Source organism: Xaviernesmea oryzae, from assembly GCF_900109605.1.
In the GTDB taxonomy this organism is placed as follows: Bacteria; Pseudomonadota; Alphaproteobacteria; order Rhizobiales; family Rhizobiaceae; genus Xaviernesmea; species Xaviernesmea oryzae.
This window is the reverse complement of record NZ_FOAM01000014.1, coordinates 75,107-101,628: the sequence shown is the minus strand read 5'-3', so window position 1 is coordinate 101,628 and position 26,522 is coordinate 75,107. Positions and strand designations below refer to the sequence as shown.

Below are 26,522 nucleotides of genomic sequence, written 5' to 3'. Positions count from 1 at the left end.
GCAAGGGTGCAGCCCGGCTTTCCCCTGCGTCGACCATCGCTCGCCGGATCACGAAGCGTCTCCCTCGCCATCCATCGCCGCGCCCGCTTTGGCCTGAGCGCATTTCATGGCAGAAACACCCCATGCCGTCCAAGTCCCCTCGCCCCGTCTTTCGCTTCGCGCCCAGCCCGAACGGGCTGTTGCATCTGGGACATGCGCTGTCCGCCATCACCAATGCCGACATGGCCGCTGCCTGCGGCGGCCGCTTTCTGCTGCGGATCGAAGATATTGACGCGACGCGTTGCCGGCCGGAATTCGAGGCTTCGATCTTTGAAGACCTCGCCTGGCTCGGACTATCCTGGCAGGGGTCGGTGCGGCGTCAGTCGGAGCATCTGCCGCTCTATGCGCGCGGCTTGGAGCGGCTCAAGGACCTTGGGCTCGTCTATCCCGCGTTCATGACCCGCGGCGAAATCCGCGCGGCCGTGGCATCCGCCGAAGGCGCGGGCCAGCCGTGGCCGCGCGACCCGGATGGCGCGCCGCATTATCCCGGCCCCGAACGTGGCTGGAGCGCGGCGGAGCGGGCGGCGGCTCTTGCCAGCGGCCGCCCGCATGTCTGGCGGCTGGACATGGCGTTGGCGCTTCAGGCGGTGGGCGCGCAGCTTTTCTGGGAGGAGACAGGAGTGGGACCGCAGGGCGAGACGGGCGTCGTTCCCGCCGATCCCGCGGCCTGGGGGGACGTCGTGCTGTCACGCTCGGATGCACCGTCGAGCTATCATCTCTGCGTCGTTCTCGACGATGCCGCGCAGGACGTCACCCATGTCGTGCGCGGCCGCGATCTCTTCCACGCCACAGCGGTTCACAGGCTCCTGCAAAGCCTCTTGTCGCTGCCGGCCCCGTTCTATCATCACCATCGCCTGGTGCTGGGTCCTGATGGGCGGAAACTGTCGAAGAGCCTGGGCGACACAGGTCTTTCGGCCTTGAGGGCCGCGGGCCTGTCACCTGAGGACGTGCGCGCTCTGCTTTTGTGAGGCATCGAGCTGCGCTTCTGCCGCCGCCTCCTCGGCAGGCGTGGCTGGCTCGGCCGCCGCCACTTCCGCCGTCTTTGCATCTGTGCCGCGAAAACGGCGGATCACCATGCGCTTGACCTTGTACTTCATGATCGCGGCGTTGATCTCGGCCCCGACGATGAAGATTGCCCCGGTCATGTACAAGAAGACCAGCACGATCATGATCGACGCCAGCCCGGCATAGGTCGAGACATAATTGGCGAAGGTCTTGAGATAGAGCGCGAAGCCATAGGCCGCGATCGACCAGCACAACAGCGTCAGCAGAATGCCGGGCAGGACATCGGCGATCTTGCGCCGGCCGTCCGGCAGCCAGAGATGCGCGACCGCGAGCCCTGTTGTGAGCATGAACAGCGCGACGACAAGGCCCCAATTGTTGACCAGTGCCAGAAGCTGGTCGAGCCAGGGCAGCCAGCGGTCGGCATAGCGCAGGGCCAGCGGCACGACGACCAGCAGGATGCTGAGCATGGCCAGCACGACGACACCGGCGAGGACGAAGCCGAGCGAAGCCAGCCGCGTCATGTACCAGGGCCGCGTCTCCGAGACGCGATAGGCCCGGTTGAGCGAGACCCGCAGCGCCTCCACGCCGTTCGAGGCGAAATAAGCGGCGGCCAGAACCGAAACCGTCAGAAGCCCACCGCGCGGGGTCGTCAGAACCTGCACGATTTCGTCGGCAAGCGGCTTGGCAATCGAGGGCGGCCAGGTGTCGAAGATCAGATGCACAGCCGTCTGCGCGAATTGATCGGCCCCGAGAAAGGAGCCGAGCGCCGTGCCGAAGATCAGGAATGGAAAGATCGCCAGCAGAGTCGAGAGCGCGACATGGCTGGCCATGGCCCAGCCGTCATCCTCGCTGAAATGCCACAGCGCATCGAAGACCACTTTCCACGCGATCGTCAGATAGGACGGCATGTCCTGGGCTCAGCCTCGTCAGGGGCCGCGGAAAGCGGCGTTTCGCGCAATTGTCACCTGCCTGCGAATATGGGAGAGGATGGAGGAATGTCCAGTTGGCGGAAGGCAGGCAGTGCGATGGATGAACGCCCCACGATCATCATCACCGGCTGCTCCTCCGGCATCGGCGCCTTCTGTGCTCGCGCGCTGGTGGCCGATGGCTGGCGGGTCTTCTCCACGGTGCGCAAGGAAGAAGACCGGACGGCCCTCGCCAAGCAGGGCATCGAGACCTTCCTCATGGACTACCGCGATATCGCCTCGATCGAGCGGCTAGTGTCGGATGTCTTCGCACTGACGGGCGGCAAGCTCGATGCGCTGTTCAACAATGGCGCCTATGGCCAGGCCGGCGCGGTGGAGGATCTGCCGACCGAAGCCTTGCGCGAACAGTTCGAAACCAATGTGATCGGCTGGCACGACCTGACCCGGCGCGTCATCCCGGCCATGCGCGCGCAGGGCCATGGCCGCATCGTGCAATGCTCATCCATTCTCGGCATCGTGCCGTATCGGTGGCGTGGCGCTTATAATGCATCGAAATTCGCGCTGGAGGGTTTGAGCCTGACCTTGCGCATGGAACTGGCCGGCAGCGGCATCGAGGTGAGCCTGATCGAGCCCGGTCCGATCGAGTCGCGCTTCACCGCCAACGCGCTTTTCCACATTCACCGGGTGATCGATCTCGAGGGATCGGTGCACAAAGAGGAATATCGCCGGCAATTGCAGCGCTTGACCGGAGACGGACGACCGGCTCCCGGCAAGCTGAAGCCGGATGCCGTCTATGCCGTGCTGAAACACGCGCTGACGGCGCCAAGGCCGAAACCGCATTATCTGGTGACGAAGCCCGCTCGCCGGGGTGCGCTTCTCAAGAAGCTTCTGCCAGCACGGCTGTTCTACAAGGTCATCGGCCGGCTCGGCTGAGCGCAACGGGTGAAGTTGCAGAGACCAAAGCTTGAAATCGGCCTGAGGAGAGGCCGGGGAAGGATATCGAAGGACATGAACAGTTTTCTGACCGGGCTGACCCTGCTCGTCATGGGGCTCGTGGTGATCGTGCTCATCCGCGGCCTCGTCAACATGGCCAAGGGCGGCAATGGCAACCGCTCCAACAAGCTGATGCAGATGCGCGTGCTCCTGCAGGCCGTCGCCGTCGCGCTGATCATGCTGGTTCTGTGGATAACCGGCGGCGGACGGTGACGCCGGCAGAACGGGCACTATGTGCCTGTGTCCACGACACAACAGGCGAAGAGACAGAGCGTCGGCTCTGACAGACTTCAAAGCACGCATCACAGGGCATCATGGTCAAGCTCAACAAGATCTACACCCGCACCGGCGACGACGGCACCACGGGGCTCGCCGCCGGGCCGCGACGGGCCAAATTCGACCGGAGGGTCATGGCCTTCGGTACGATCGACGAAACCAATGCCTTGATCGGCATGGCGCGTCTGCATCTGGCCGGAGATGTTGAGCTGGATGCCATGCTCCAGCGGATCCAGAACGATCTCTTCGATCTCGGCGCCGATCTCGCCACGCCGGAGAGCGACGAACCGCTCGGCTATGAGCCCCTGCGGATCGTCGACCATCAGGTCGAACGGCTGGAAGCGGAGATCGACCAGCTGAATGCCGCACTCGAACCTCTGCGCTCCTTCGTGCTGCCGGGCGGCACGCCAGCGGCGGCCAGCCTGCATGTCGCCCGCACCGTCGCCCGCCGGGCCGAACGGGAAATGGTGGAGCTCGCCGCCGACCTGGAGGAGCGTGTGAGCCAGGCCGCATTGCGCTACGTCAACCGCCTGTCCGACCTCCTCTTCGTTGCCGCCCGCTATACCAATGACAAGGGAAAGGCCGATGTTCTTTGGGTGCCAGGCCTAACGCGGTAAATACAGAATAGATAAGACGCCGCAAACCAAGCTTTTTTGACTTGATTTATAATTAAGGCAGGACTTAAATTACTTATCATCGACAATAATTTGCTGTGGACACTTTGACGACGGGCTTGATATTTTTTTTGCGATATCAACCAACCATCTCGGTGCTCAATGACAAGTTCTTCGGCAGCACGCGTTTACCGGAATGACATGCAACATTCGTCGAACGGTGCAGCCGAAGCTGCCCGTCGCAAGGTTTTGTTCGTCGTCGTCACCCATCTGCGCAGTGAAGGCAATGCGGGCAACATCCAGGATTATCCCTATGGCGTGCTGTCGATCATCAAGCACTGTAACGGCATGGCGGACTTCGATGTCATCGATGTTGCCGTCAACAATGACAGCCTGCCTGCCCTTGAGGATCGGCTGCGCGAAAAGCTGAAAGCGTTCCAGCCGGAGATCCTCGGGATCTCGGTCATGTTCGACAATGCCTATTTTGCGATCTCTCCGATCGTCAAGCTGACAAAGGAAATCCTGCCGGGTTGCCTCGTCGTCTGCGGAGGCCCGGCCGTCTCGCCGATTGCGAAGAAAATCCTGCAGAACCAGCCCGAGCTCGATGCGGTCTGCTTTTCGGAAGGCGAGCTCCCCTTCCATGATCTCCTGATGTCGCAAGATCTGTTCAAGGCCGTCGAAGACCATCCTTCATGGGTCTCTCGCAAGGACATGGAGAGCAGCAAGGGCCCGCAGAAGAAACTCCTGACCAATCTCGATGAGGTCATCGACATCGATTACTCCCTGATCGATGTGCTGGATTATGAACGACGGGTCTCCTTCAATCCGCTCGACGACCGCTATCTCGACAATCTCCGCGCTTTCCCGATCGTGACCTCGCGCGGCTGTCCGTTCAAGTGTTCCTTCTGCTGGCACTCCGGCGAAAACGATAAGTCCATGCGCTATGCCGGCGTGGATCAGCTGATCGCCCATGTCGAAAACATCATTCGGCTCTACGGCGCGAACTGTCTGATCTTCTATGACGACATGCTTCTGCTCGCGCGCGATCGCGCGAAGGAAATCTTCCGCCGGCTGGCGCCCTACAATCTCAGGATAGAACTGCCGAACGGCCTTTCGCCCACCTATATGGACGAAGAACTGGTCGAACTGATGTACAAGGCAGGCGTGCGCTCGGTGCGTATCGCCGTCGAGTCCGGAGACGAGTGGGTCATCCGCAATCTCGTCAACAAGCCGATGAAGATCGCCCATGTGCAGCCTGTGGTGGACGCCTTGCGCAAGCACAATATTTGGGTTGTTGCCTTCATCGTCGTCGGCCTTCCCGGCGAAACCGATACACACCGCAAGACGACCCGCGAGAAGATCATCGAATGGGGCATCGATCTGTGCAGCATCTCCGTCGCCAGCCCGATCAAGGGTTCCCTGCTCTATGAGCAGTGCCTGGAGGAAGGCTATATCGATCCCAATGCCGAATTCTTGGTCTCGGGCTTTCTCTTCGGCGAAAACGTGATCAACACGAAGGATTTCACGGCGGAATATATTTCGGACGTCGCCTATCTGATGAATCTGGATGTCAATTTCATCAATGCATATCGTCTGCAAAAGGGCGACTACGCAGCTGCCGACGCCTATTTCCAATATATCACCCGGACCTACCAGAACCACGCCTTCGGCCACTATTGCCTTGCAGTTGCCAAAACGCATCTTGGACAACGCGAACAGGCCGAGCATCATTGGCGCGAAGCGCGCCGCATCGGTCAGATCGATGCACTCTGGGGCAAATATTTCGCCCATTTCGACATTGTCTTCGATGACCGCTTCGAGGATTTCGTCAGCAAGGTGAGCGCCGGAAAACTCTATGCGAAGCTGCAGGATCTGCGTGTCGACCAAGACGCTTCGGTGGTTCCATTGCATGTCGCTTGACATGTGGCGCAGGTAATGAGCTTGAGCAGGCCTTCTGTTCTGCCGGATCTCGCATATTGTTGGCTTGGGAGCCTGCGTCCCACAACATGATCATGTCTGAAAGACGTTTTTTGAAAAGCCGCCGAGCCAGCCTCGGCGGCTTTTCTCGTATGATATTGGTCATGGGGCCATACGCAGATGATATCAGCGCTTCTGAGCCAATACCGGAACCTTTCAGAGGATTGCTCATGGCTTGCGAGGCGCGACCACCGCTTGACTTACCTGAACGTAAACGTCAAACAATCAGCTCTGGAGGAACCGCGCGTTCCCGGTGGCAAAGATTGAACTTGGAGCAAAATCGCGTATCCATGTCGCCAATCGACCATCGGGGCGCGGTCAGGCCGCGCATTGTCCTGGACAGCATCGCGAAGGGAAGCTTGCCATGAAAATCTTGGTCACGGTGAAACGTGTCGTCGACTACAATGTCAAGATCCGGGTGAAGCCGGATGGGTCCGGTGTGGACCTGGCCAATGTGAAGATGTCGATGAACCCGTTCGACGAGATCTCGGTGGAAGAAGCGCTTCGCCTGAAGGAAGCCGGAAAGGCCTCCGAGGTGGTGGTCGTGTCCATCGGCCCGGCCAAGGCCGAGGAAACGCTGCGCACGGCGCTGGCCATGGGCGCGGATCGGGCGATCCTGGTGGAGACCGAGGCGGCGGTCGAGCCGCTGGCGGTGGCCAAGATCGTGAAAGCCGTGGCGGAAGCCGAACAGCCAGGCCTTCTGATCGTCGGCAAACAGGCGATCGATGACGACTCGAACCAGACCGGCCAGATGCTGTCTGCGCTTTTGAACTGGCCGCAGGCGACCTTTGCCTCCAGGATCGAGATCGGTGAGGACAAGGCCTCCGTCACCCGCGAGGTCGATGGCGGCCTGCAGACCATCGAGGTCAAGCTTCCGGCCGTGGTCACCACGGACCTGCGCCTGAACGAGCCGCGCTATGCCTCGCTGCCCAACATCATGAAGGCCAAGAAGAAGCCCTTGGACAAGAAGACGCCGGCCGATTACGGCGTCGACATCGCCCCGCGCCTGACGGTGCTGAAGACCGAGGAGCCCGGTGGCCGCAAGGCCGGCATCAAGGTCGGTTCGGTGGCCGAGCTGGTCGAGAAGCTGAAGACCGAAGCCGGCGTTCTCTAAAGCATCGGGCCAACCTTAGGAGATTTCCATGACTGTTCTTCTTCTGGCGGACCATGACAAGGGCGCGCTGTCGGACCAGACGGCCCGCGCGCTGACCGCCGCCACCCAGATCGGCGGCGAGATCCATGTGCTCGTAGCCGGCCCCGAGGCTCGTGCGGCCGCTGAAACCGCCGCAAAGCTTGCAGGTGTCGCCAAGGTGCTCCTGGCCGAAGATGCCAGCCTTGCCGGCAATCTGGCCGAGCCGCTCGCAGCCTTGATCCTGTCGATCGCAGGCGGCTATGACACCATTCTTTCGGCCGCAAGCTCGGTCGGCAAGAGCGTGCTGCCGCGTGTGGCCGCACTCCTCGACGTCGCGCAGATCTCGGAGATCACCGAGGTGGTGTCGGCCGATACCTTCAAGCGGCCGATCTATGCCGGCAATGCCATCCAGACTGTCAAGACGGCTGACGCCAAGAGGGTGATCACCGTGCGCACCGCAGGCTTTGCGCCGGCGGTCGACGGCGGCGCGGCGGCCATCGAGCCCGTGGCGGCGGCAGCCGATCCCGGCCTGTCGCGTTTCGTCTCCGACGCGCTGTCGACCTCTGACCGGCCGGAACTGACGTCTGCCAAGATCATCGTCTCGGGCGGGCGGGCCCTCGGCTCCTCGGAGAAGTTCACCGAGGTCATCCTGCCGCTGGCCGACAAGCTGGGAGCGGCGGTCGGCGCAAGCCGTGCGGCCGTCGATGCCGGCTATGCGCCCAATGACTGGCAGGTCGGCCAGACCGGCAAGGTCGTCGCCCCCGATCTCTACATCGCCTGCGGCATCTCCGGCGCCATCCAGCATCTGGCCGGCATGAAGGACTCCAAGGTGATCGTCGCCATCAACAAGGACGAGGAAGCGCCGATCTTCCAGGTGGCCGATTACGGCCTCGTCGGCGATCTCTTCGATATCCTCCCCGAACTCGAAAAGGCGCTGTAGCGCGCTCTTTCCTGGCTTGTAGGACGAAGCGGCGGGTCGACAGGGTCCGCCGCTTCGCTGTTTTTAGCAAAGCCTGCCGCACTGCACCGAAAGGGCTGGCATCTTCCGCCATTCGTCTTTATCACTGAGGGGGAGGATAAACCTCCGGCTCTGCAGCCAGGGCGGCATGAGACGAGGCGAGCGGCTGCGGGGCTGCAAGCGTCACGTTGACAGGCCTCAGCTGTTCGATAGGCGAGCCAGACCGTTGCGTCTCCAGCGGAAATTGCGTCAAGCGGGTGGAAATCGACCAGATGATCAAGAATGTCGGCGTCGTCGGTGCGGGGCAGATGGGATGTGGGATCGCGCAGGTCTCCGCAATCGCAGGCTACAAGGTCCAGCTCTACGACGTCGCAGCCGAGCGCATCGAAACGGCACTCGCCACGATCAATGGAAATCTTGCCCGTCAGGTCGCCTCGGCCAAGTTGACGGAGGACCAGCGCAAGCAGGCCATGTCGCTGATCCAAGGCTCCGCCGACATGCACGACCTCTCCTCCTCCGATCTCGTGATCGAGGCGGTGACCGAGGACGAAAGCGTCAAGCGCAAGATCTTCGGCCAGCTTTGTCCGATCCTCAAGCCAGAGGCGATGCTGGCGACCAACACGTCTTCCCTCTCGATCACGCGCCTTGCCTCGGCCACCGATCGTCCCGAGCGGTTCATGGGCATCCACTTCATGAATCCCGTGCCGGTGATGAAGCTCGTGGAACTCGTGCGTGGCATAGCCACGGAAGATGAGACATTCTCCGCCGCCAAGGAGTATGTCAGCAAGCTCGACAAAGCGATCACGGTGGCGGAGGATTTTCCGGCCTTCATCGTCAACCGCATTCTGCTGCCGATGATCAACGAGGCGATCTACACGCTGTATGAGGGCGTCGGGTCGGTCGATGCCATCGATACGGCCATGCGGCTCGGCGCCAATCATCCGATGGGCCCCTTGCAACTGGCCGACTTCATTGGTCTCGACACCTGTCTGTCGATCATGCAGGTGCTGCATGACGGGCTGGCCGATTCCAAATACCGCCCCTGCCCGCTTCTGGTGAAATATGTCGAGGCCGGCTGGTTGGGCCGAAAATCCGGCCGAGGCTTTTATGATTATCGCGGCGAAACGCCGGTGCCGACGCGATAAACTCTCGGCTCAGGCAATGACGATATCTCTCTTTGAGAAATCAGCACCTTTGAAAGCAACGGCAAAGCGAGCTGCTTAGCGCAAGCATAAACCATGCAATCGGCCAGGTTGAGCTGCGCGGGGTGACCTCGCCCTTTGCCATAAATCGCAAACGCTTCAATGGCGATTGACGCCGCCTCAGCTGGAATCGAGAGGACGGTGACGTCCGCTGCTTTCAAAAATGCGTCAATGCGTGTCTCGGCAAGTCTTGGATCAACATCCATCAGGCTGGACAGACGCATGGCGGCCTCAAGCACAACCAGAGCGCATGTGTAACGAACCGCACTGTTCTCAATTCTTGCAATCAGATCTTCCCAGTCCGGCTCTCGGACCAGAAGGGCAACGATAACGGATGTGTCGATAAACATCAGGATTGGCCCCAGAGGGCATCAATCTCATCCTTCGATGGAACCCGTTTGTTCGGCCCTGCTTGGCTAGCCAAGTCTTCCGCGATCACAGAAATACGCGATGCCAGTGAGGGCGACTTCTCTACCCTCTTCAACTCGTTTTCCAAGGCCTGGCGAACCGCCTCTGCAAGCGGAAGGTGCCGCCGATCAGCAAGCTTGCGAGCCAGGGCAAGAGAACGGGCATCAAGCAATTCGGTGGCCATTGGGACCGTCCTTTTGAAGAGGTGGGCCAGCGCTTGCAACTGACCATGCGCAACAATTCTATTTAGATCCCCTTCACTGCTGCGATCAAGGCCTTGGCATCCGGGCTGTCCCAGGCCGCCGGGCCGTTCATGGCGGAGAGCAGGCAGCCCTTGGGGTCGACCAGGAAGGTAGCCGGCAGGCCGAAGGCCAGGCCCTCTTTCTTCAGCGTGTTGAAGACGCCCATCGAGGCATCCCGATTTAGCGCAAGCGCCTTGACGCCGATCTCATCGAGAAAGGCTTTCGGCTTCTCGTCGCCGCCCATGTCGATATTGACGGCGAGAACCTGGAATCGATCGTCGCCCATGTCGCGTTGCAAAGCGTCGAGCGCCGGCATTTCCTCCCGGCAGGGCACGCACCACGTCGCCCAGAGATTGACAAGCAGGGTCTTGCCCGCAAAGGCGGAAAGGTCTTGTGGTTTGCCCTCGGCATTAGTGAAGGAAAGCGGCGGCAAAGGCCTCGGCATCTGCGGCGCCATGGCCGCGACCTGGCCTTTCAGAAGCGGCGTGATCCGGCCGACCGTCGCCTGGGCTGCGGCGCAATCGGCCGCGGCAGTTTCGCCGCCCGCGCCATTGCCAGAGCGGGTTTCCCTAACGTATACCGCTGCCGCACCGGCGAGAAGGCCCAGCAAGGCCGCGACCGCCACCAGGGGGCGCGCGAAACGGCGTGTCGTCTGATCTGTCATTCACATGCCACTTTCAATCTGACATCAACGAGCGGACCTTGCCATGGCGGACGGCGCCTCTAACACCCCCTCCTCCAACGCCCAATCCAGTGGCCAGTCCAACGCGATGTGGGGCGGCCGCTTCGCCAAGGGCCCTGCGGCGATCATGGAGGAGATAAATGCCTCCATCGGCTTCGACAAGAAGCTTTATGCCCAGGATATTGCCGGTTCCAAGGCACATGCCACCATGCTGGCGGCCAAAGGCATCATCACCGAGGCCGACCGCGACCAGATCCTCAAGGGCCTGGACACGGTGCTGGAGGAGATCGAAAGCGGCCGCTTCGAATTCTCGCGCAAGCTCGAAGACATCCATATGAATGTCGAGGCGCGGCTGGCGGCTTTGATCGGCCCGGCCGCCGGACGGCTGCATACGGCCCGCTCACGCAACGACCAGGTGGCGCTCGATTTCCGCCTCTGGGTCAAAGCCGAGATGGAAAAGACGGCACAAGCGATCGATGCGCTGATCCTCGCCTTCCTCGACCGCGCCGAGGAACATGCCGACACCGTCATGCCCGGCTTTACCCATCTGCAGACAGCCCAGCCGGTGACCTTCGGCCATCATTGCATGGCCTATGTCGAGATGTTCGCCCGCGACAAGGCCCGCGTCCTGCATGCGATCGAGCATCTTGACGAAAGCCCGATCGGCGCGGCGGCGCTGGCCGGCACCGGCTTCCCGATCGACCGCCACATGACGGCCGCCGCGCTCGGCTTTGCCGGCCCGACGCGCAATTCGATCGATACGGTATCCGACCGCGATTTCGCGCTGGAGTTCCTGTCGATCGCCGCGATCTCTGCCACACACCTGTCGCGGTTGGCAGAGGAAATCGTCATCTGGTCGACGCCGCAATTCGGTTTCATCCGCCTGTCGGACGCTTTTTCCACCGGCTCCTCGATCATGCCGCAGAAGAAGAATCCGGATGCAGCCGAACTGGTGCGCGCCAAGACCGGCCGCATCAACGGCTCGCTGATCGCACTTCTCACTGTTATGAAGGGCCTGCCGCTCGCCTATTCCAAGGATATGCAGGAAGACAAGGAACAGGTCTTCGACGCCGCCGAGAGCCTGGAACTGGCGCTCGCCGCCATGACCGGCATGGTGCGAGACCTCACCGTCAATGCCGACCGCATGCGGGCTGCCGCCGGCTCCGGCTTTTCCACCGCCACGGATCTGGCTGACTGGCTGGTGCGCGAAGCCGGCCTGCCTTTCCGCGATGCCCATCATGTCACCGGCCGGGCCGTGGCGGCGGCCGAGGCCAAGGGCGTAGCGCTCGAAGCCCTGTCGCTCGACGAGCTCAAGGCCATCCACCCCGATATTACCGATGCCGTCTTCTCCGTGCTCTCGGTCGATGCCTCGGTCGCCAGCCGCACGAGCTTCGGCGGCACCGCGCCGGCACAGGTGCGCCAGCAGATCGCCTGGTGGCGGACGCGTCTGGCTGGCTGAGCAACAAAGCGGATGCGCAGCCTGGCAAAACCGGCTAAGCCAAAGCCGGCTGGTGCAATATGATGGACAGCTTGCCGCAGGCGCGGGATTGATGAGGCGGATGATGGTAAAGACGAAGAGCGTGATTGCGGCCATCGGCCTTGTCCTGGCCGTGACAAGCCTCGCCGGCTGCGGGCGCAAGGGCGATCTTGAGCGCCCAAGCGTCAGCGCGGCCCAGGCGAACGTCAAGACGCAACCAGGCCAGAAGCCACAACCGGACCCGACGCCGGAGCGTCCTTTCCTGCTCGACCCGCTGCTCTAAGGACACGAGCGCGAAAAGGAAAAGCGTGTCGGCAGCTATCGCCGCTTCGCTCCGCCTATTGATTGGATCATGGCGATCCAGTCGTCGCCATCGGCAGAACGCAGCTGTCAGCAGCGCGAATCCGCCAGGCCATCCACATTGCCGCAGGGCCATCAGGCCAGGCGCCCCTTCGATCCTCTAGGACCTTGAACCGTGAACCACTTCGACTATCGCGACGGCGTTCTCCATGCTGAAAATGTATCGGTGGCCGATATCGCCCGCGCGGTCGGCACACCCTTCTATTGCTATTCGACGGCCACGCTGGAGCGCCACTTCCGCGTGTTTTCCGAAGCATTCATCGGCGTCGATGCGCTGGTCTGCTATGCCATGAAGGCCAATTCCAATCAGGCGGTGCTGAAGACGCTGGCCGCGCTCGGCGCGGGCGCCGATGTCGTCTCCGGCGGCGAGCTTCGCCGGGCGCTCGCAGCCGGCATTCCCGCCTCGAAGATCATGTTCTCCGGCGTCGGCAAGACGGCGGATGAGATGGACCTGGCGCTGGAAGCCGGCATCTATTGCTTCAATGTCGAATCCGAGCCTGAACTCGAAATCTTGAACCAGCGGGCCCAACGGCTCGGCAAGCGGGCGCATGTCTCCTTCCGCATCAATCCGGATGTGGATGCCCGCACCCATGCCAAGATTTCCACGGGCAAGAAGGAAAACAAGTTCGGCATCGCCTATGAGCGTGCCCGCGCGATCTATGCCCATGCCGCCACCCTGCCGGGCATCGAAGTGACCGGGATCGACATGCATATCGGCAGCCAGATCACCGATCTCCAGCCCTTTGCCGATGCCTTCCGCCTGCTGCGCGAGCTGGTGGAAACCCTGCGCGCCGATGGCCATGTCCTTTCGCATGTCGATGTCGGCGGCGGTCTCGGCATTCCTTATAAGGAAGACAACAATCCGCCGCCGGCGCCGGAAGTCTATGCACAGGTCGTCAAGGATGCTCTGTCCGGCCTCGGCTGCCGTATCGTGACCGAGCCCGGCCGGCTGATCGTCGGCAATGCGGGCATTCTGGTCACCGAAGTTCTCTATGTGAAGGATGGCGGCTCAAAGACCTTCGTCGTCGTTGACGGAGCGATGAACGACCTCATCCGCCCGACGCTCTACGACGCTTTCCACGAAGTGCGCCCGGTCCGGATTTCGGCCGCCAATGCGCCGCGAATCACGGCCGATATCGTCGGACCTGTCTGCGAGACAGGGGACTATCTGGCGCTCGACCGGGAAATGGCCATGCCGAGGCCGGGCGACTTGATTGCCGTGGGCACGGCGGGCGCCTATGGCGCAGTTCAGGCCGGCACCTACAACACCCGTCTCCTAGTGCCCGAAGTGCTCGTCAAGGGCGACCGCTTCCACGTCATTCGGCCGCGCCGCACCTATGAAGAGTTGATCGCTCTCGACTCGGTGCCGGACTGGATCTGACGCCGCAGCCCGAGGGACTTGAGCGGGCGCATGCTCGGCCGAGCGCCTGTCTGCTCATGATTTGTTCACGATTGCGTTCTCGCTCTCGCCTTCGCCACAAAGGATGGTATCCTCCATCTTTATGTTTCGGTGAGCTGCGCGCCGTGCCGTTTTGCGCCTTCGCCCGCCGCCTTCCCGCACCGGCAAAGGACCTTTGATGGCGACCCACCGGCCCGAACGCCCGTTGACGACCCCTCGCTCCGCATCCACGCTTCAGAGCCCGCTTGCGCGCATGCTTGGCCGCAAGCGGCGCTTCGCCCTGATGGTGCTGACGCTGGAGCGGGTGGCACCGCATCTGCTGGCGCCGTTCTCGATCGTCCTTCTGTTTCTTTCCGCCTCTTGGTTCGGCCTATTCCGGATCATGCCGGCGCTGATGCATTTTGTTGTCGGCATCGGCTTCGCCGTTGCCTTCGTCGGTGCACTCATCCCGCTCCTGCGCCTTCGCCTGCCGGATCTTGGCGATGCGGACCGCATGCTGGAGGCGCGCAACCATCTGCCGCACCAGGCCATCGGCGTGCAGGACGACAGCCTGGCGACATCAGGCCCCTTCGGACAGGCGCTCTGGGCCGAGCATCAGGCGCGCATGGCCCGGCGCATCCACGATCTGGAGACGGGACTTCCCCGGCCCGATATCGCGCGCTTCGATGTCTACGGCCTTCGGGCGCTGCCGGTGCTGCTCGCCTGTGTCGCCTTTGCCTTTTCCTTTTCGAACCGCGCGGGGACGCTGACCGACGTCGCCCACGCGCCTCAGGCAGCCTCGACCGTGCCCGATGTGCGCATCGATGCTTGGGTCACGCCGCCGGCCTATACGGGGCGTGCACCGATCTTCCTGACGGGACGGGAAGCGAGCGACAGGGCGGAAACCGTCACGGTGCCCCAGGCAAGCGAGCTGATCGTGCGCATCGCGAGCGCATCGGGCAGCGTGCCGGTGACCTATCGTATCGGCAGCGCGGAGCCTCAGCCTGTGCCGCTGAAGGCGGACGAGGCAGCGGCTGGCAAGGAGATCGATCAGGGCGCAGCATCATCCGGACCTGCTTCGCAGCCGGCACCCGCCAGCGCGGCCAATTCCGCATCGGCCGGTGTGACCCATCAGATGCGGCTGACACAGGACGGACGTCTCGAAGTGGCCGGCTCGGCCTGGAGCTTCAAGATCACGCCGGACAAGGCGCCCGAGATCGTCTTCGAGGGCAAGCCACGTCCGACGGCCAATGCCGCACTGGAAATCGGCTTTTCAGCCAAGGACGATTACGGCATCGAGGCCGCCTGGGCCGAAATCAAGCCGGTGGAGACACCAGCGCCGGATGCGCGGCCGCTTTACCCCGCGCCGGATTACCGCCTGGACCTGCCGCGCCGCAATGCCAAGGAGGCCAAGGGCACCACCAGCCGGAATCTGAGCGAGCATCCGCTGGCCGGCAAGCGCGTGACGATCACGCTGGTCGCGCGCGACGCCGCCGGTCAGGAAGGTCGCAGCAAGCCGGAAACCATGATCCTGCCCGCCCGCCGCTTCACCGAGCCGCTGGCGGGCGCCGTGGCCGAGGAGCGTCAGGTCTTTGCGCTGGATGCCAACGCCCTGCCGCGCGCGCTCGACCTCAATGATGCCATTACCAGCAGGCCGGACGAGACCATTCCCAACCTCACCCACTACCTGCTGATCACCTCGGCCAAGGGGCGGATGAAGACCGCGCAGAATGACGACATGCTGCGCGACACGGCCGCCTATCTCTGGGACATCGCGCTCGGGATCGAGGACGGCAATCTGTCGCTTGCGGAAAAGCGGCTGCGCGATGCCCAGCAGAACCTCTCCGACGCGCTGGAGCGTGGGGCCTCCGACGAGGAGATCGCCAAATTGATGCAGGAACTGCGCGATGCGATGAAGCAGTTCATGCAGGCCATGGCCGAGCAGGCGATGAAGAACCCGCAAATGGCGCGACCCAACCCGCAAAACACCATCAACCAGCAGGACCTCGACCGGATGATGAACCAGATCGAGAATCTGGCCCGCTCCGGCTCGAAGGATCAAGCTCGACAGCTGCTTTCCGAAATGCAGCGGATGATGAACAATCTGCAGGCCGGACGGCCGCAGCAGGGCCAGCAGCAGAGCGGCGAGAACAGCCAGATGCGCCAACAGATGGACAAGCTCGGCCGGCTGCTGCAGGACCAGCAGAAGCTGATGGAGCAGACTTTCCAATATGACCAGGCGCTGCGCGACCGCATGCAGCGCGGCGATCCGCTCGAAGGGGGCGACGAACTCTTCGACCAGCCGATGCCGGGCATGCCGCAGCAAGGCCAGCAGGGCGAGCGGGGACAAGAGGGCCAGCAGGGTCAGGCCGGGCAGGATCCGAAGGGCGGCAACCCGACGGACCAGATGAGCGAAGAGCAGCTTCGCCAGGCGCTGAAAGATCTCAAGGCGCAGCAGGATGCCCTAAAAAAGCAGCTCGGCGAGTTGCAGAAGGGCCTGCAGGGTCTCGGCATGCAGCCCGGCAAGGGCTTTGGCGAGGCCGGACGCGAAATGCAAGGGGCGGCCGGCGCATTGGGACAGGGTCGCAGCGACGAGGCGCTGGGTGGCCAGGGCCGCGCATTGCAGGCGCTGCGCCAAGGCGCGCAGGAGATGATGAGCCAGATGCAGAGCCAGCAGGGTCAAGGGCAAGGACCCGGCCAGGGCATTCCGCAATACGGCCAGAACGGACGCGACCCGCTCGGCCGCCGCCAGCAGAATATCGGCCCGGAATTCGGCGATCAGGTCAAGGTGCCCGACGAGATCGACACCCAGCGTGCGCGCCAGATCCTGGAGGAAATCCGCCGCCGCCTGGGCAACAATCTCTCGCCCGAGGTCGAGCGCCGCTATCTGGAACGCCTGCTCGACATTCAGTAAGCGCAGGCCACGGATGGGGCGAAGCGCGGTTCGGGATCTTCAGGGGTCGACGGTGTCGATCGGCAGGCCACTGCTGCGAAAGTGCATAGCGAAGCGACCGATCGGAAATCCTGTCAGGCCGCAAGCGCTTCGGCCACGGCACGCCGGATATCCGGCAGCGTGAAGGGCTTTGGCACGACATCGATGACCTTGGCGGCAAGGTCATTGGCGCGTTCGCGCTGTTCGGCATAGCCGGTCATCAGCAGGATCTTCATCTGCGGATAGGCGGCAGAGGCCTCATGCACCAGCGCGATCCCGTCCATCACAGGCATGCGGATATCGGACAGAAGGAGATCGAAAGGCTCCTCGCTCAGACGTGCCAGGCCTTCGGCGCCATCGCCGGCTTCCGCCGTCTCATGGCCATCCAGCTGCAAGGCGCGCGCCACGAAGCGGCGCAGGGAATCTTCGTCTTCCGTAATCAGGATCTTCGCCATCATGGCCTCCGTCCGACAATTGGCTGATCCGCTATCGAACGCTCCATGATTCGACGGCGGGACATGCGGGGGAAATGACCAAAGTTTTCTTGTCGATCCGTAAAGATCGCAGGAGGACGCCGCGCTGCCACGACAGGCAAATGTGCGCGGACGGCACAAGTCCGGCGCTGAACCCCTTGGCCAGGCTGGGAATTGAGAAGACCTTAACCTTGACGCGAAGAGCTGGCTTCCACTCGGACTTACGCGTCGCCGGTCACGACGCCGACGAAAGGCAGCTCGCGAAAAGCATAGGCTGCGTCCATGCCATAGCCGACCACGAAATAGTCGGGACACTCGAAACCGATGAAATCGGCCTCGAAATCGACCTCGCGCTTGATCCGCTTGTCCAGCAACACGGCGATCTGCACCGAGGCGGCGCCGCGTTCGAACATGAGGTCACGGGCAAAACGCAGGGTGCGGCCGGATTCGAGAATATCGTCTATCAGGAGCACATGGCGTCCGGCGACATCGCTGTCGATATCCTTGAGCACGGTCACACCGCGCGAAACCGTGCCGGTGCCGTAACTGGACAGCGTGATGAACTCCATTTCAGGCGCGACGCCTGCGTCATGCATGGCGCGAATCAGGTCGGCCGCGAAGATGAAGGAGCCCTTAAGCACAGAAATCACCAGGAGATCCTCGCTGTTGCCCTGGGCGATCTCGGCCGCAATGGCCCGGTTGCGCTCGGCAATGGTTTCCGCGGAATAGAGGATATCGATGGTCTTGCCGCGAACGACTGGCATGGCGGATCCTGGGTTGGGCATGCCGCGCTGACGGCCGGCATGCCGGAAAGAAGAAATGCGCGGACACGTCCTTGCGCGACACGACGACCAAGGCTCTCGGCCAAAGACGGACTGCCCACCGTGCGGCTCAAGGGCAAAGCGAGCGATCAGCCGCGAAATGGCCTATACTGCGAGGATAGCGCTTATTCTCCCTGCAGCGCGCCCAAGCCCAAGGGCATGAACCAAGGCTTCGGGCCCGTCAAGGCCGATCAAACAGTGCCTTCGCCTGTGCAAGCCTGACGGATGCACGCCCGTCCAAAGACGGACCGGCGATCCTCATGCTTTCCGAACAATGAAAGCGAATGGTTAATTTTTTACGCCCGGCGTCGTGAAACCGGCTCTTTTTCATGAAAAATTAACCGCTGTTTAACCATGCTCACCCGGATGACGGCCTGATCCGGTCTGTCGTCGAGCCCTGCCGTCCCATGACCACCCGCACCTGGACAGAACCTTGATCCATTTCGAAAATGTCGGACTGCGCTACGGCATGGGGCCGGAGATCCTTCGCGACCTCACCTTCGACATTCCGCAGAAATCCTTCCAGTTTCTGACCGGCCCATCCGGCGCAGGCAAGACGACGCTGCTGAGGCTGCTCTTCCTCTCGCTGCAGCCGACGCGCGGCTTGATTCGCATGTTCGACCGCAACATCGCCACGATCCCGCGCGAGGAACTGCCGCTCTTACGCCGGCGCGTCGGCATCGTCTTCCAGGATTTTCGGCTGCTCGATCATCTGACCACCTATGAGAATGTCGCTTTGCCCCTGCGCGTGCGCGGTAAGGACGAGACGAGTTATCGCGCCGATGTTCTGGAGCTTCTGCGCTGGGTCGGCCTCGGCGAGCGCGTCAATGTGCTGCCGCCGGTGCTCTCCGGCGGAGAGAAGCAGCGCGCGGCCATCGCACGCGCGTTGATCGACCGGCCGGAAGTGCTGCTGGCGGACGAACCGACAGGCAATGTCGATCCGCCGATGGCGCGCCGTCTGCTCAATCTCTTCATGGAGCTGAACCGGCTGGGAACAGCCGTGGTGATCGCCACGCATGACCTGACCCTGATGGACCAGGTGGAGGCGCGGCGCATGATCCTGTCTCACGGGCAGCTGGAAATCTATGAGTAAGCAGGGCCAGGCTCCCGCGCGCAAGCCAGCGCCGAAAAGCGCCGCGTCAGCAACGGCGAAGCGGCCGGCCATCCGTCTGCGGCCCACGGGCCCGATCGTGCCGGCCAGCAATGTGTCCGGCCGGGCGCTGATGCTGGTCATCGCCATCATGGCCTTTCTCGCCTGCATCACGCTTGGCGCGGTGATGATGGTGCGCGCGACTGCCGAAAGCTGGCAGAGCCAGATCTCGCGCGAGATCACCATCCAGATCAAGCCGGCCGAAGGGCTCGACATGGACAAGGCGCTGAGCGATGCGCGCAACATCGCCCTGAGCTTCCCCGGCACGCGGGACGCCACGGTGGTCGATCGTGAGGCCACCGCGCGCCTGCTGGAACCCTGGCTCGGCCCCGGTCTGGATCTGGACGAGCTGCCGGTGCCGCGCCTGGTCGTCGTCACCATCGACGAGCGCGCGCCGCCGGATTTCGCCGCTCTCCGGGCGCGGCTGGCGCAGGTCATCCCCCAGGCCATGCTGGACGATCATCGAACCTGGGTCGACCGGCTGGTGGCCATGGCTCATACGACGGCGCTGATCGGCACCGGCGTGCTGGTGCTGGTCTTTTCGGCCATGGTGCTCACTGTGGTTTTCGCCACGCGCGGCACGCTCTCGGGCAACCGGCACATTGTCGAGGTTCTGCATTTCGTCGGCGCTGAGGCCTCCTTCGTGGCATCGGAGTTTCAGAAGCATTTCCTGAAGATCAGCCTCAAGGGCTCGGGCGCCGGCGGTCTTCTGGCGGCGCTCTGCTTCCTTCTGGCCGGCTGGTGGCAAAGCCGCTCGCTGGCCACCCCGCAGAGCGACCAGGCCACGGCCCTCTTCGGCACTTTCACCATTGGATACACCGGGTATCTCGGCATTGTCGCGACGATGATCGTCATCGCCCTGCTGACGACGTTGACGGCACGATACACGGTGATGCGCACGATCTACGAAATCGACCTCATCCGTTCGGACCCCACCCGAACGGATGCCGTTCCGGAATGAGGCAGGCTAACAGCCTGCAACGATGATGATCAGGACGATGACCGAAAGCGATCGAGACGAGGCCGGAGGGGGAGCGAGCCTGCGCCGACGGCATGTCAGCCGCCGGCGACGGCTGATCCGCGTCCTCTTCTTCCTGCTGCTCATCATGGCCGGCGGCGTGCTCGCCAGCATGCTTTACTTCGCCGATCAGGTGGCCTCGCTCACCCCGCCCGACGACCCCAAGGCGGATGCGATCGTCGTGCTGACAGGCGGCTTCCAGCGCATCGACCAGGCGGTCGAACTGCTGCAGGAGGGTGCGGGCGCCCGGCTTCTGATTTCCGGCGTCCACCCGACGACGACGGGCACGCAGATCCGCCGCAACACCCAGAGTTCGGCCGATCTGTTTCGCTGCTGCGTCGATATCGGCCATGACGCCATCGACACGATCGGCAATGCTAATGAAACAGCCGGATGGATCCGCGCCCATGGCTATCGCTCGATCCTCGTGGTCACTAACAATTACCACATGCCCCGCAGCCTACTGGAACTGCAACGCGCCAGCCCCGATATCCGCTTTATGCCATATCCAGTGGTCAATTCGGACCTGAAGACATCGAATTGGATGACCAATCCGATGGTGGTGAAGACCATCCTGACGGAATATGTGAAATATTCCGTCGTCCGTCTGCGGGATCTCACGGGCGCCAGCACGCCCTCGGGGCTGCGCACCGATCCGCGCAATGTCCGGCTCGACCGATAGAATAGAGCGCGGCGAACACCAGACCGAGAGCCATTGGCTTCGATGCGAGGCAGTGCAGGCGCGCAATTCGGTGCACCTGCATCGTGCCTGCCAAGGGCCCTTTACGCTCTTCTCAAGCCCTTGTCCGTCGTGGCAAGGCAAGGCATTTCGCGCTGGCGGATAATCGTGTAGTCACGGCCCGCGAGGCCTGCTTTGCCGTGCCCTTGCCCGACTGACTGCGCCTGTCTCCAGAGCACTTTTCGACCTGATGGTCTTCGATCGGCGCCCTGGCCTCTTTTGTTCGAAGCATGGTTTGCCGATCTGTGCTGGCATCGACAAACCTGCTTCAGGTTCGATCTCGAAAGCCACCCGATGCTTGCCTTGCGCTCCGCCCTGTTCAACACGCTTTTCTATCTCAATCTCATCCTGCAGATGATCGTGCTGACACCGGTCTACTTCCTGCTGCCGCGCAAGAAGGCCTGGATCGTGCCAAAGACCTGGGCGCGCACCAATCATTGGCTGATGCGCGTGATCGTGGGAACGAACTTCACGGTCGAGGGGATCGAGAACCTGCCAGCCGACGGGGTCTACATCCTGGCACCGAAGCATCAATCCTTCTGGGACGTCTATGCCCTTCTGCCGCATCTGCCGGACCCCTTCTTCATCCTGAAGCGGGAACTGATGCGCATCCCGCTTTTCGGCTGGTATGTCGCCAAGCAGCGCATGGTGCCGGTGGACCGCAGCGCGCGCGGCCGCGCCATGGCCGCCGTGCTGGAGCGGGCCAAGGCGGAAATGGCGACGGGACGTCAACTGATCATCTATCCCGAGGGCACCCGACGCCCGCCGGGCGCGCCGCCGGAATATAAGTTCGGCGTGGCGCGGCTTTATCGCGACCTGAAAGTGCCGGTCGTTCCGGTCGCCATGCACCCCGGCCTGTTCTGGCCGCGCCGCAGCCTGATGCGCTATCCCGGCCACTTCACCGTGCGCATCCTGCCGCCGATCCAGCCGGGCCTCAGCGCCAGCGACTTCCTGGCCCGATTGATCGAGGAAACGGAAGCCGCATCCGATGCGCTGCTGATTCGCACCGTGCATGACAACCCCGCTTTGCCGCTGCCGCCCGAAGCCCGTGCGCGGCTAGACATCTTGGCACATCAGGAAGTATTGCCGGCAGCACAGCCTGTGGGTGAGCCGCAATAATAAGCACAGGTTGTGGTGTGGAGCAGGCATTGCTGCAGTGCAAAAATAGCTATGCATTGCAAAAATAATCGGATTTAGCGACAAGACTTTCAACTTTAAGCCGTCGAATTGATGAATTGGGGATGGTGATCAAGAATTAATTTATTACATTGGTCCTCAATAGGAAGGCTTCTGGTAAGGCTTGGCTGCCAGATTGCCTTTGGAGGAACATCCATGCGTATCTTGCTCGACCAGTTTATCAAGATCGATCTGCCCTTCGCGGGTCCGCGCGACATGGAGAAAGCCACAGGCTTTCACCCGACGACGCGGGTCATCTATCTCAGCCTGGCCGTCGTGATCTCTCTCTGCCTTTGGGCAGGTCTGGTCGCTTTCGCCATTTCGCTGTTTTAACGCGTCTTCGGGTCTGGATCATCTAGCGCCTTTGTGGCTGCCTGCTTCAGCTCCATGGGGGCTGCCCAACGACAATCACGCTGCATTATGCTGCGCTACATGGCGCTTGCCGCCTTCGATGTGAAATCCAGCAACGTGAAAGAGCCTGGGCCGACGATCTCACGCGTCTGGCGTCACGCCGTCGTGGAGTCGGCAGCCCTCAGTCGCGCAACGCTGCGGCCGACATCTTCCAGCCAATGATCGCGGATGCCCATGCTTCGCAGATGTTCAAGCGTATTCATGACATAGTCGATGTTCTCGCCAGAGCGTCCGCGGGCATGGGCCACGATCAGCGCTGCCTCTTCGGACGAAAGCGCGCCTGCATATTGGATATGCGCGCGGTCAATCACATAGCAGAGCGCAACCAGCACGCGGCCATCCGCCAGGCGGATCGGCAAACGCCGCTCCTTGTAGACATGGGTCACCAGTTCCCGCGCGCGCAGGGCCTCCACCGCAGCCGAACGGGCGGCTTCCGGCACGCGAAACGCCATGCCGGTGCAGGAGCCGCCGCGATCGAGCCCCAGCACGAGTCCCGGCGATTCCTCAGTGCCGCGATGAACGTAGGAGCGCACGCACAGCGCCCGGCGATAGCCATGAATGCGGGCGCGGACCATCTCCACCGTGGGAACGCCCGGATTCCACATCAGTGAGCCATAGCCGAACACCCAGAGATCGCCGGCTCCGTCGGCCACCTCGTCCACTGCCGCGCCTGTCATCGCTTCCTCGTCGCTGCATTGCAAATCATCACAGGCCTGTCATACCAAGTCTTGCTGAAGGGAATCCACAGGATGGTGCGCCAGCGCAGCTGTCATGGAATGCGGCCGCTCGGCTTGCAAGCATGCACGCAAAGACCATCTTCGGCACCGCCCTTGCCAAAGCCTGCCCTGACAGTAGATTGCCGGCATGACCGAACCGCACTCGACGCCCCCCACGGGCCGCTCCGGACGCCTCCTGCGCAGGATCGTCCTAACCCTCATCCTTATTGCGCTTGTCTATTCCGGCCTTTGGTATGTGGCTGCGCATCAGATGGAGACACGGCTCAGCGCCTTGCTGGCCAGCGACCGCTTTGGCGTCGGCTGCCAAGACATGGCCGTCGGCGGCTATCCGGTCAGGCTGACGGTCGGCTGCAGCAAGCTGACCGTCGACAACCGCGCCCGCGGCACGTCGGGCACGTTCGGCGCCATCGAGGCACGTGCGCCCGTCTACAGCCCCGGCCGGATCGACGCCGACCTGTCCGGTCCAGGCGAATTTCGGGTTGCACCCGATCTCGTTGTCTCCGCCCAGTGGACGACCGCGCTCTTGAGCTTGCGAACCGGCTTTTCCGGCATGCAGAGCGCCAGCCTGTCGAGCCAGGATCTGACCGGCAGCCTGACGGGTGCCGCCGGACTGATGCCGCCGCTCCATTTCGCGCTCAAGGCCGGCCAGGGCACGGTCACGCGCAATGGCGAGGACCTGAAAACAGACGCAACCGTGCAGGCACTGGCGCTTTCCACTCCCGAAGGCACGGCCCTGCTGCCGCCTTTCGATGCGCGCCTCAATGCCGATCTGACGGCCCAGGCACCGGTGCTTCAGGGTCACCCCCTGCCGCTGCGCGGCAGCCAGGGGCGGTTGGACACGCTGTCGGTCGATTTCGGAAACGGGCTGATCGGCTCGGCCAGCGGCCCCTTTGCGATTGACGATGAAGGTCTTGTCTCGGGCGAGTTCGATCTGGTCATCGACAATATCGATGGCTGGCGCGATGCCGTCATCGCTGCCGTGCCGGAAAGCCGCTCCATGGCCCGCAATGTCGCGACCATGCTGCGCGCGCTCTCCGGCAACAGCGAGCGGGCGAAGGTGAAGCTCAATGTGCGTAAGGGCACGGCCTTCCTGGCCTTCATCCCGATCGGCGTGCTTCCGCGCTTCTAGCGCCACCTTGAAGCGGGCTGCGATCTTTCAGCTTCGCTCTCGACGCTTCATACCCATTCTCGCTGATAGGAACCCGTAGGACCGTCTTGCCGGTGTCGTTCAGGATGCGCCGGTTGAACGCACCCTATTCAACGGGATCGTTGGCATGGCGGCCGAAATCGGGCGCCGCGGTATCCTGGCCGGCCTCGACGATCGAACGGCGAATGGCACGGGTGCGGGTGAAGAGGTCGAACAGCTTTTCGCCATCGCCCCAGCGGATCGCCCGCTGCAGATAGGCAAGATCCTCGGAAAAACGGGACAGCATTTCCAGGATCGCCGTCTTGTTATGAAGGCAGATATCGCGCCACATGGTAGGATCGGAGGCCGCCAAGCGGGTGAAGTCGCGAAAGCCGGACGCGGAATATTTGATCACGTCGGATTCCGTCACCGTTTCCAGATCGTCGGCCGTGCCGACGATGTTGTAGGCAATGATGTGCGGCAGATGCGAAACGATCGCCAGCACCTTGTCATGGTGTCCGGGATCCATCTCGTCCACATTCGAACCCACCGCCTCCCAGAACAGCCGCAGGCGCGTCTTGGCCGTGTCGTCCGTGCCGGCCAACGGTGTCAGGATGCACCAGCGCCCCCGGAAAAGGCCGATGAACCCGGCATCCGGGCCCGAATATTCCGTGCCGGCAATCGGATGGCCCGGGATGAAATGCACATGATCGGGCATATGCGGCTGCATCTGCGCAATCACGGACTCCTTGGTAGACCCGACATCCGTGACGATCGCGCCCGGCTTCAACGCGCCGGCGATGACCGCTGCGACCGCGCCGGAGGCACCGACGGGAACGGAGACGATCACCAGATCGGCCTCGCGCACCGCATCGGCCGCCGAAAGCGTGTACATATCGCCAAGACCCAGTTCCTCCGCCCGCTTCAGCGTTTCGGCGCTACGGGTCGAGATGACGATCCGATGCGCCAGATGCTTGTGACGGATTTCGCGGGCCAGCGAGGAGCCGATCAGGCCGATGCCGATCAAGGCGACGGTATCGAATTGCACAGGGGTCATCGTTTCAACCTTCCATAAAGGCGGTAAGGGCCTCGATCACCGCCAGATTGGCCTCCTCTGTGCCGATCGTCAGGCGCAGCGCATTGGGCAAGCCATAGCCGGCGACACCGCGCAGGATCAGTCCGCGCGCGGTGAGGAAGGCGTCCGCATCGGGCGCACGTTTGCCGTCGACATCGGGAAAGTGGATCAGCAGGAAGTTGGTGACCGAAGGCGTGACCTTCAGACCAAGCGCCGTCAATGCCGCGCTCAGGCGACCAAGCCACAGCATGTTGAAATCGGCGGCAGCCTCTGCGAAAGCCCGGTCGCGCATGGCGGCCGCGCCTGCGGCAATGGCAAGCGCATTGAGATTGAAGGGCCCGCGCACCCGGTTCAAGACGTCGATCACGGCCTTGGGACCGTACATCCAACCGACGCGTAGCGCCGCCAGTCCGTGGATCTTGGAGAAGGTGCGGGTCATCACGACGTTTTCCGCACCGGACACGAGTTCGATCCCGGCGGCGTAATCATTGCGTCGCACATATTCGGCATAGGCCGCATCGAGCACCAGGAGAACCGACTTCGGCAAGGCCGCATGCAGACGGCGTACATCCTCCATCGGCACGTAGGTGCCAGTCGGATTGCCGGGATTGGCCAGAAAGACCACCCGCGTCCTCTCGCTCACGGCCGCCAGGATGGCATCGACATCCACCGTCAGGTCACGCTCCCTGACGGTCACCGGCGTGGCGCCGGCGGCGCGGATCTGGATCGGATAGACGAGGAAGCCGTGCTCGGTGACGATCGCCTCGTCACCCGGACCGAGATAGGCATGGGCGATCAGCCCCAGAAGTTCGTCCGAGCCATTGCCGCAAAGAATGTGATCGCGGTTGAGCCCATGTACTTCGGCAATCGCCTGGCGCAAGGCCAGGGCCTGCCCATCGGGATAGCGCTCGAGCGCGCCTGCCACATCTCGGACGGCCTCCAGCGCGGCCGGGCTCGCGCCCAGCGGCGTCTCGTTGGACGAAAGCTTGAAGACTTTCGCCACACCTGGCGCATGCTCCTTGCCCGGCACATAGGGCGCGATGTCGAGAAGGCCGGGACGGGGGCTGGGAGCGACGGGGACGAAAGGCGCGGTCATGGCGGCAGCGGTTCCAAAGGCTTAGAGCATCGGCCCGAAACGGACGATCCGGCGCAGGAATGGCCGATGCCAGAACGACGAGAAGCACCCGAGACAGAA

The 26,522-nt window shown here is 62.7% G+C and carries 27 protein-coding genes; 18 read left to right on the top strand and 9 right to left on the bottom strand.

What is annotated here, in order from left to right; all coding sequences use genetic code 11:
* Positions 1-122 precede the first annotated feature (122 nt).
* Positions 123-1,007, top strand: coding sequence for a tRNA glutamyl-Q(34) synthetase GluQRS (gluQRS, locus tag BMX61_RS17475; protein WP_075625902.1), 885 nt, complete (start codon positions 123-125; stop codon positions 1,005-1,007).
* Here the strand turns inward: gluQRS and BMX61_RS17470 are convergent.
* Positions 975-1,952: a YihY/virulence factor BrkB family protein gene (locus BMX61_RS17470; RefSeq protein WP_075625901.1), complete on the bottom strand. Its 978-nt coding sequence runs from the start codon at positions 1,950-1,952 to the stop codon at positions 975-977. The two genes, gluQRS and BMX61_RS17470, sit on opposite strands and share 33 nt — an antisense overlap.
* Positions 1,953-2,069: 117 nt before the next feature.
* Between BMX61_RS17470 and BMX61_RS17465 the strand changes: the two genes are divergently transcribed.
* The 7 genes from BMX61_RS17465 to BMX61_RS17435 all read left to right on the top strand — a co-directional run bounded on the left by BMX61_RS17465 (position 2,070) and on the right by BMX61_RS17435 (position 9,065).
* Entirely contained in the window at positions 2,070-2,903 is an 834-nt protein-coding gene (locus BMX61_RS17465) for an SDR family oxidoreductase (protein WP_075625900.1), read from the top strand.
* 75 nt (positions 2,904-2,978) lie between these two features.
* Positions 2,979-3,176 (top strand): twin transmembrane helix small protein, encoded by a 198-nt coding sequence (locus BMX61_RS17460; protein ID WP_075625899.1) that lies wholly within the window; start codon positions 2,979-2,981, stop codon positions 3,174-3,176.
* A 101-nt stretch (positions 3,177-3,277) separates the two neighbouring features.
* Complete coding sequence (locus BMX61_RS17455; protein WP_075625898.1) at positions 3,278-3,856, top strand: cob(I)yrinic acid a,c-diamide adenosyltransferase; 579 nt, start codon at positions 3,278-3,280, stop codon at positions 3,854-3,856.
* 198 nt (positions 3,857-4,054) lie between these two features.
* Positions 4,055-5,773: a B12-binding domain-containing radical SAM protein gene (locus tag BMX61_RS17450; protein ID WP_075625897.1), complete on the top strand. Its 1,719-nt coding sequence runs from the start codon at positions 4,055-4,057 to the stop codon at positions 5,771-5,773.
* Between the two features lie 421 nt (positions 5,774-6,194).
* Complete coding sequence (locus tag BMX61_RS17445; RefSeq protein WP_075625896.1) at positions 6,195-6,944, top strand: electron transfer flavoprotein subunit beta/FixA family protein; 750 nt, start codon at positions 6,195-6,197, stop codon at positions 6,942-6,944.
* Positions 6,945-6,972: 28 nt separating this feature from the next.
* Positions 6,973-7,902 carry an electron transfer flavoprotein subunit alpha/FixB family protein gene (locus BMX61_RS17440; protein ID WP_075625895.1) on the top strand — a complete coding sequence of 310 codons (930 nt, stop codon included), beginning with the start codon at positions 6,973-6,975 and terminating at the stop codon, positions 7,900-7,902.
* A 290-nt stretch (positions 7,903-8,192) separates the two neighbouring features.
* Complete coding sequence (locus tag BMX61_RS17435; protein ID WP_075625941.1) at positions 8,193-9,065, top strand: 3-hydroxybutyryl-CoA dehydrogenase; 873 nt, start codon at positions 8,193-8,195, stop codon at positions 9,063-9,065.
* Here the strand turns inward: BMX61_RS17435 and BMX61_RS17430 are convergent.
* The 3 genes from BMX61_RS17430 to tlpA form a co-directional block, all read right to left on the bottom strand.
* A complete protein-coding gene (locus tag BMX61_RS17430; protein ID WP_234794722.1) occupies positions 9,032-9,472 on the bottom strand; it encodes a type II toxin-antitoxin system VapC family toxin in 441 nt (146 codons plus the stop codon). The genes BMX61_RS17435 and BMX61_RS17430 overlap by 34 nt on opposite strands.
* The gene (locus BMX61_RS17425; RefSeq protein ID WP_075625894.1) at positions 9,472-9,714 is read right to left on the bottom strand and encodes a type II toxin-antitoxin system VapB family antitoxin; all 243 of its coding nucleotides are present in this window, start codon (positions 9,712-9,714) and stop codon (positions 9,472-9,474) included. The genes BMX61_RS17430 and BMX61_RS17425 overlap by 1 nt, the downstream gene beginning before the upstream one ends.
* Before the next feature lie 62 nt (positions 9,715-9,776).
* Positions 9,777-10,436, bottom strand: coding sequence for a thiol:disulfide interchange protein TlpA (tlpA, locus tag BMX61_RS17420; RefSeq protein WP_075625893.1), 660 nt, complete (start codon positions 10,434-10,436; stop codon positions 9,777-9,779).
* 43 nt (positions 10,437-10,479) lie between these two features.
* On the opposite strand from tlpA, the gene argH reads away from it, so the two are divergent.
* From argH to BMX61_RS17400, 4 genes are all read left to right on the top strand, one after another.
* Positions 10,480-11,913 (top strand): argininosuccinate lyase, encoded by a 1,434-nt coding sequence (gene argH / locus BMX61_RS17415; RefSeq protein WP_075625892.1) that lies wholly within the window; start codon positions 10,480-10,482, stop codon positions 11,911-11,913.
* Positions 11,914-12,013: 100 nt separating this feature from the next.
* Positions 12,014-12,214, top strand: a complete 201-nt coding sequence (gene lptM / locus BMX61_RS17410; RefSeq protein ID WP_234794721.1) for an LPS translocon maturation chaperone LptM — start codon at positions 12,014-12,016, stop codon at positions 12,212-12,214.
* Positions 12,215-12,406: 192 nt separating this feature from the next.
* Positions 12,407-13,672, top strand: a complete 1,266-nt coding sequence (gene lysA, locus BMX61_RS17405; protein ID WP_075625890.1) for a diaminopimelate decarboxylase — start codon at positions 12,407-12,409, stop codon at positions 13,670-13,672.
* Between the two features lie 271 nt (positions 13,673-13,943).
* Positions 13,944-16,583, top strand: a complete 2,640-nt coding sequence (locus BMX61_RS17400; protein ID WP_234794725.1) for a TIGR02302 family protein — start codon at positions 13,944-13,946, stop codon at positions 16,581-16,583.
* 113 nt (positions 16,584-16,696) lie between these two features.
* Here the strand turns inward: BMX61_RS17400 and BMX61_RS17395 are convergent, their stop codons facing one another.
* Together BMX61_RS17395 and hpt are read right to left on the bottom strand one after the other, a co-directional pair.
* Positions 16,697-17,056, bottom strand: coding sequence for a response regulator (locus BMX61_RS17395; RefSeq protein ID WP_075625939.1), 360 nt, complete (start codon positions 17,054-17,056; stop codon positions 16,697-16,699).
* 239 nt (positions 17,057-17,295) lie between these two features.
* Positions 17,296-17,838 (bottom strand): hypoxanthine phosphoribosyltransferase, encoded by a 543-nt coding sequence (gene hpt / locus BMX61_RS17390; protein ID WP_075625889.1) that lies wholly within the window; start codon positions 17,836-17,838, stop codon positions 17,296-17,298.
* 490 nt (positions 17,839-18,328) lie between these two features.
* Between hpt and ftsE the strand changes: the two genes are divergently transcribed.
* The 5 genes from ftsE (at position 18,329) to BMX61_RS24770 (ending at position 22,311) form a co-directional block, all read left to right on the top strand.
* Positions 18,329-18,988 (top strand): cell division ATP-binding protein FtsE, encoded by a 660-nt coding sequence (ftsE, locus tag BMX61_RS17385; protein WP_075625888.1) that lies wholly within the window; start codon positions 18,329-18,331, stop codon positions 18,986-18,988.
* Entirely contained in the window at positions 18,981-20,006 is a 1,026-nt protein-coding gene (locus BMX61_RS17380) for a cell division protein FtsX (protein WP_075625887.1), read from the top strand. Before ftsE ends, BMX61_RS17380 begins: the two co-directional genes overlap by 8 nt.
* 37 nt (positions 20,007-20,043) lie before the next feature.
* Entirely contained in the window at positions 20,044-20,745 is a 702-nt protein-coding gene (locus tag BMX61_RS17375) for a YdcF family protein (RefSeq protein WP_075625938.1), read from the top strand.
* Positions 20,746-21,096: 351 nt separating this feature from the next.
* Positions 21,097-21,921, top strand: a complete 825-nt coding sequence (locus BMX61_RS17370; protein WP_075625886.1) for a lysophospholipid acyltransferase family protein — start codon at positions 21,097-21,099, stop codon at positions 21,919-21,921.
* A gap of 213 nt (positions 21,922-22,134) precedes the next feature.
* Positions 22,135-22,311: a hypothetical protein gene (locus tag BMX61_RS24770; RefSeq protein WP_170854968.1), complete on the top strand. Its 177-nt coding sequence runs from the start codon at positions 22,135-22,137 to the stop codon at positions 22,309-22,311.
* Positions 22,312-22,484: 173 nt separating this feature from the next.
* Here BMX61_RS24770 and BMX61_RS17365 read toward each other — a convergent pair whose 3' ends face one another.
* A complete protein-coding gene (locus BMX61_RS17365) occupies positions 22,485-23,066 on the bottom strand; it encodes a gamma-glutamylcyclotransferase (RefSeq protein WP_075625885.1) in 582 nt (193 codons plus the stop codon).
* A 187-nt stretch (positions 23,067-23,253) separates the two neighbouring features.
* On the opposite strand from BMX61_RS17365, the gene BMX61_RS17360 reads away from it, so the two are divergent.
* Positions 23,254-24,255, top strand: coding sequence for a DUF2125 domain-containing protein (locus BMX61_RS17360; protein ID WP_075625884.1), 1,002 nt, complete (start codon positions 23,254-23,256; stop codon positions 24,253-24,255).
* A 124-nt stretch (positions 24,256-24,379) separates the two neighbouring features.
* On the opposite strand, the gene BMX61_RS17355 is transcribed toward BMX61_RS17360, so the two are convergent.
* Together BMX61_RS17355 and hisC are read right to left on the bottom strand one after the other, a co-directional pair.
* Positions 24,380-25,309, bottom strand: a complete 930-nt coding sequence (locus tag BMX61_RS17355; RefSeq protein WP_075625883.1) for a prephenate/arogenate dehydrogenase family protein — start codon at positions 25,307-25,309, stop codon at positions 24,380-24,382.
* A 4-nt stretch (positions 25,310-25,313) separates the two neighbouring features.
* Positions 25,314-26,423 (bottom strand): histidinol-phosphate transaminase, encoded by a 1,110-nt coding sequence (gene hisC, locus BMX61_RS17350; RefSeq protein ID WP_075625882.1) that lies wholly within the window; start codon positions 26,421-26,423, stop codon positions 25,314-25,316.
* Between the last annotated feature and the right edge of the window lie 99 nt (positions 26,424-26,522).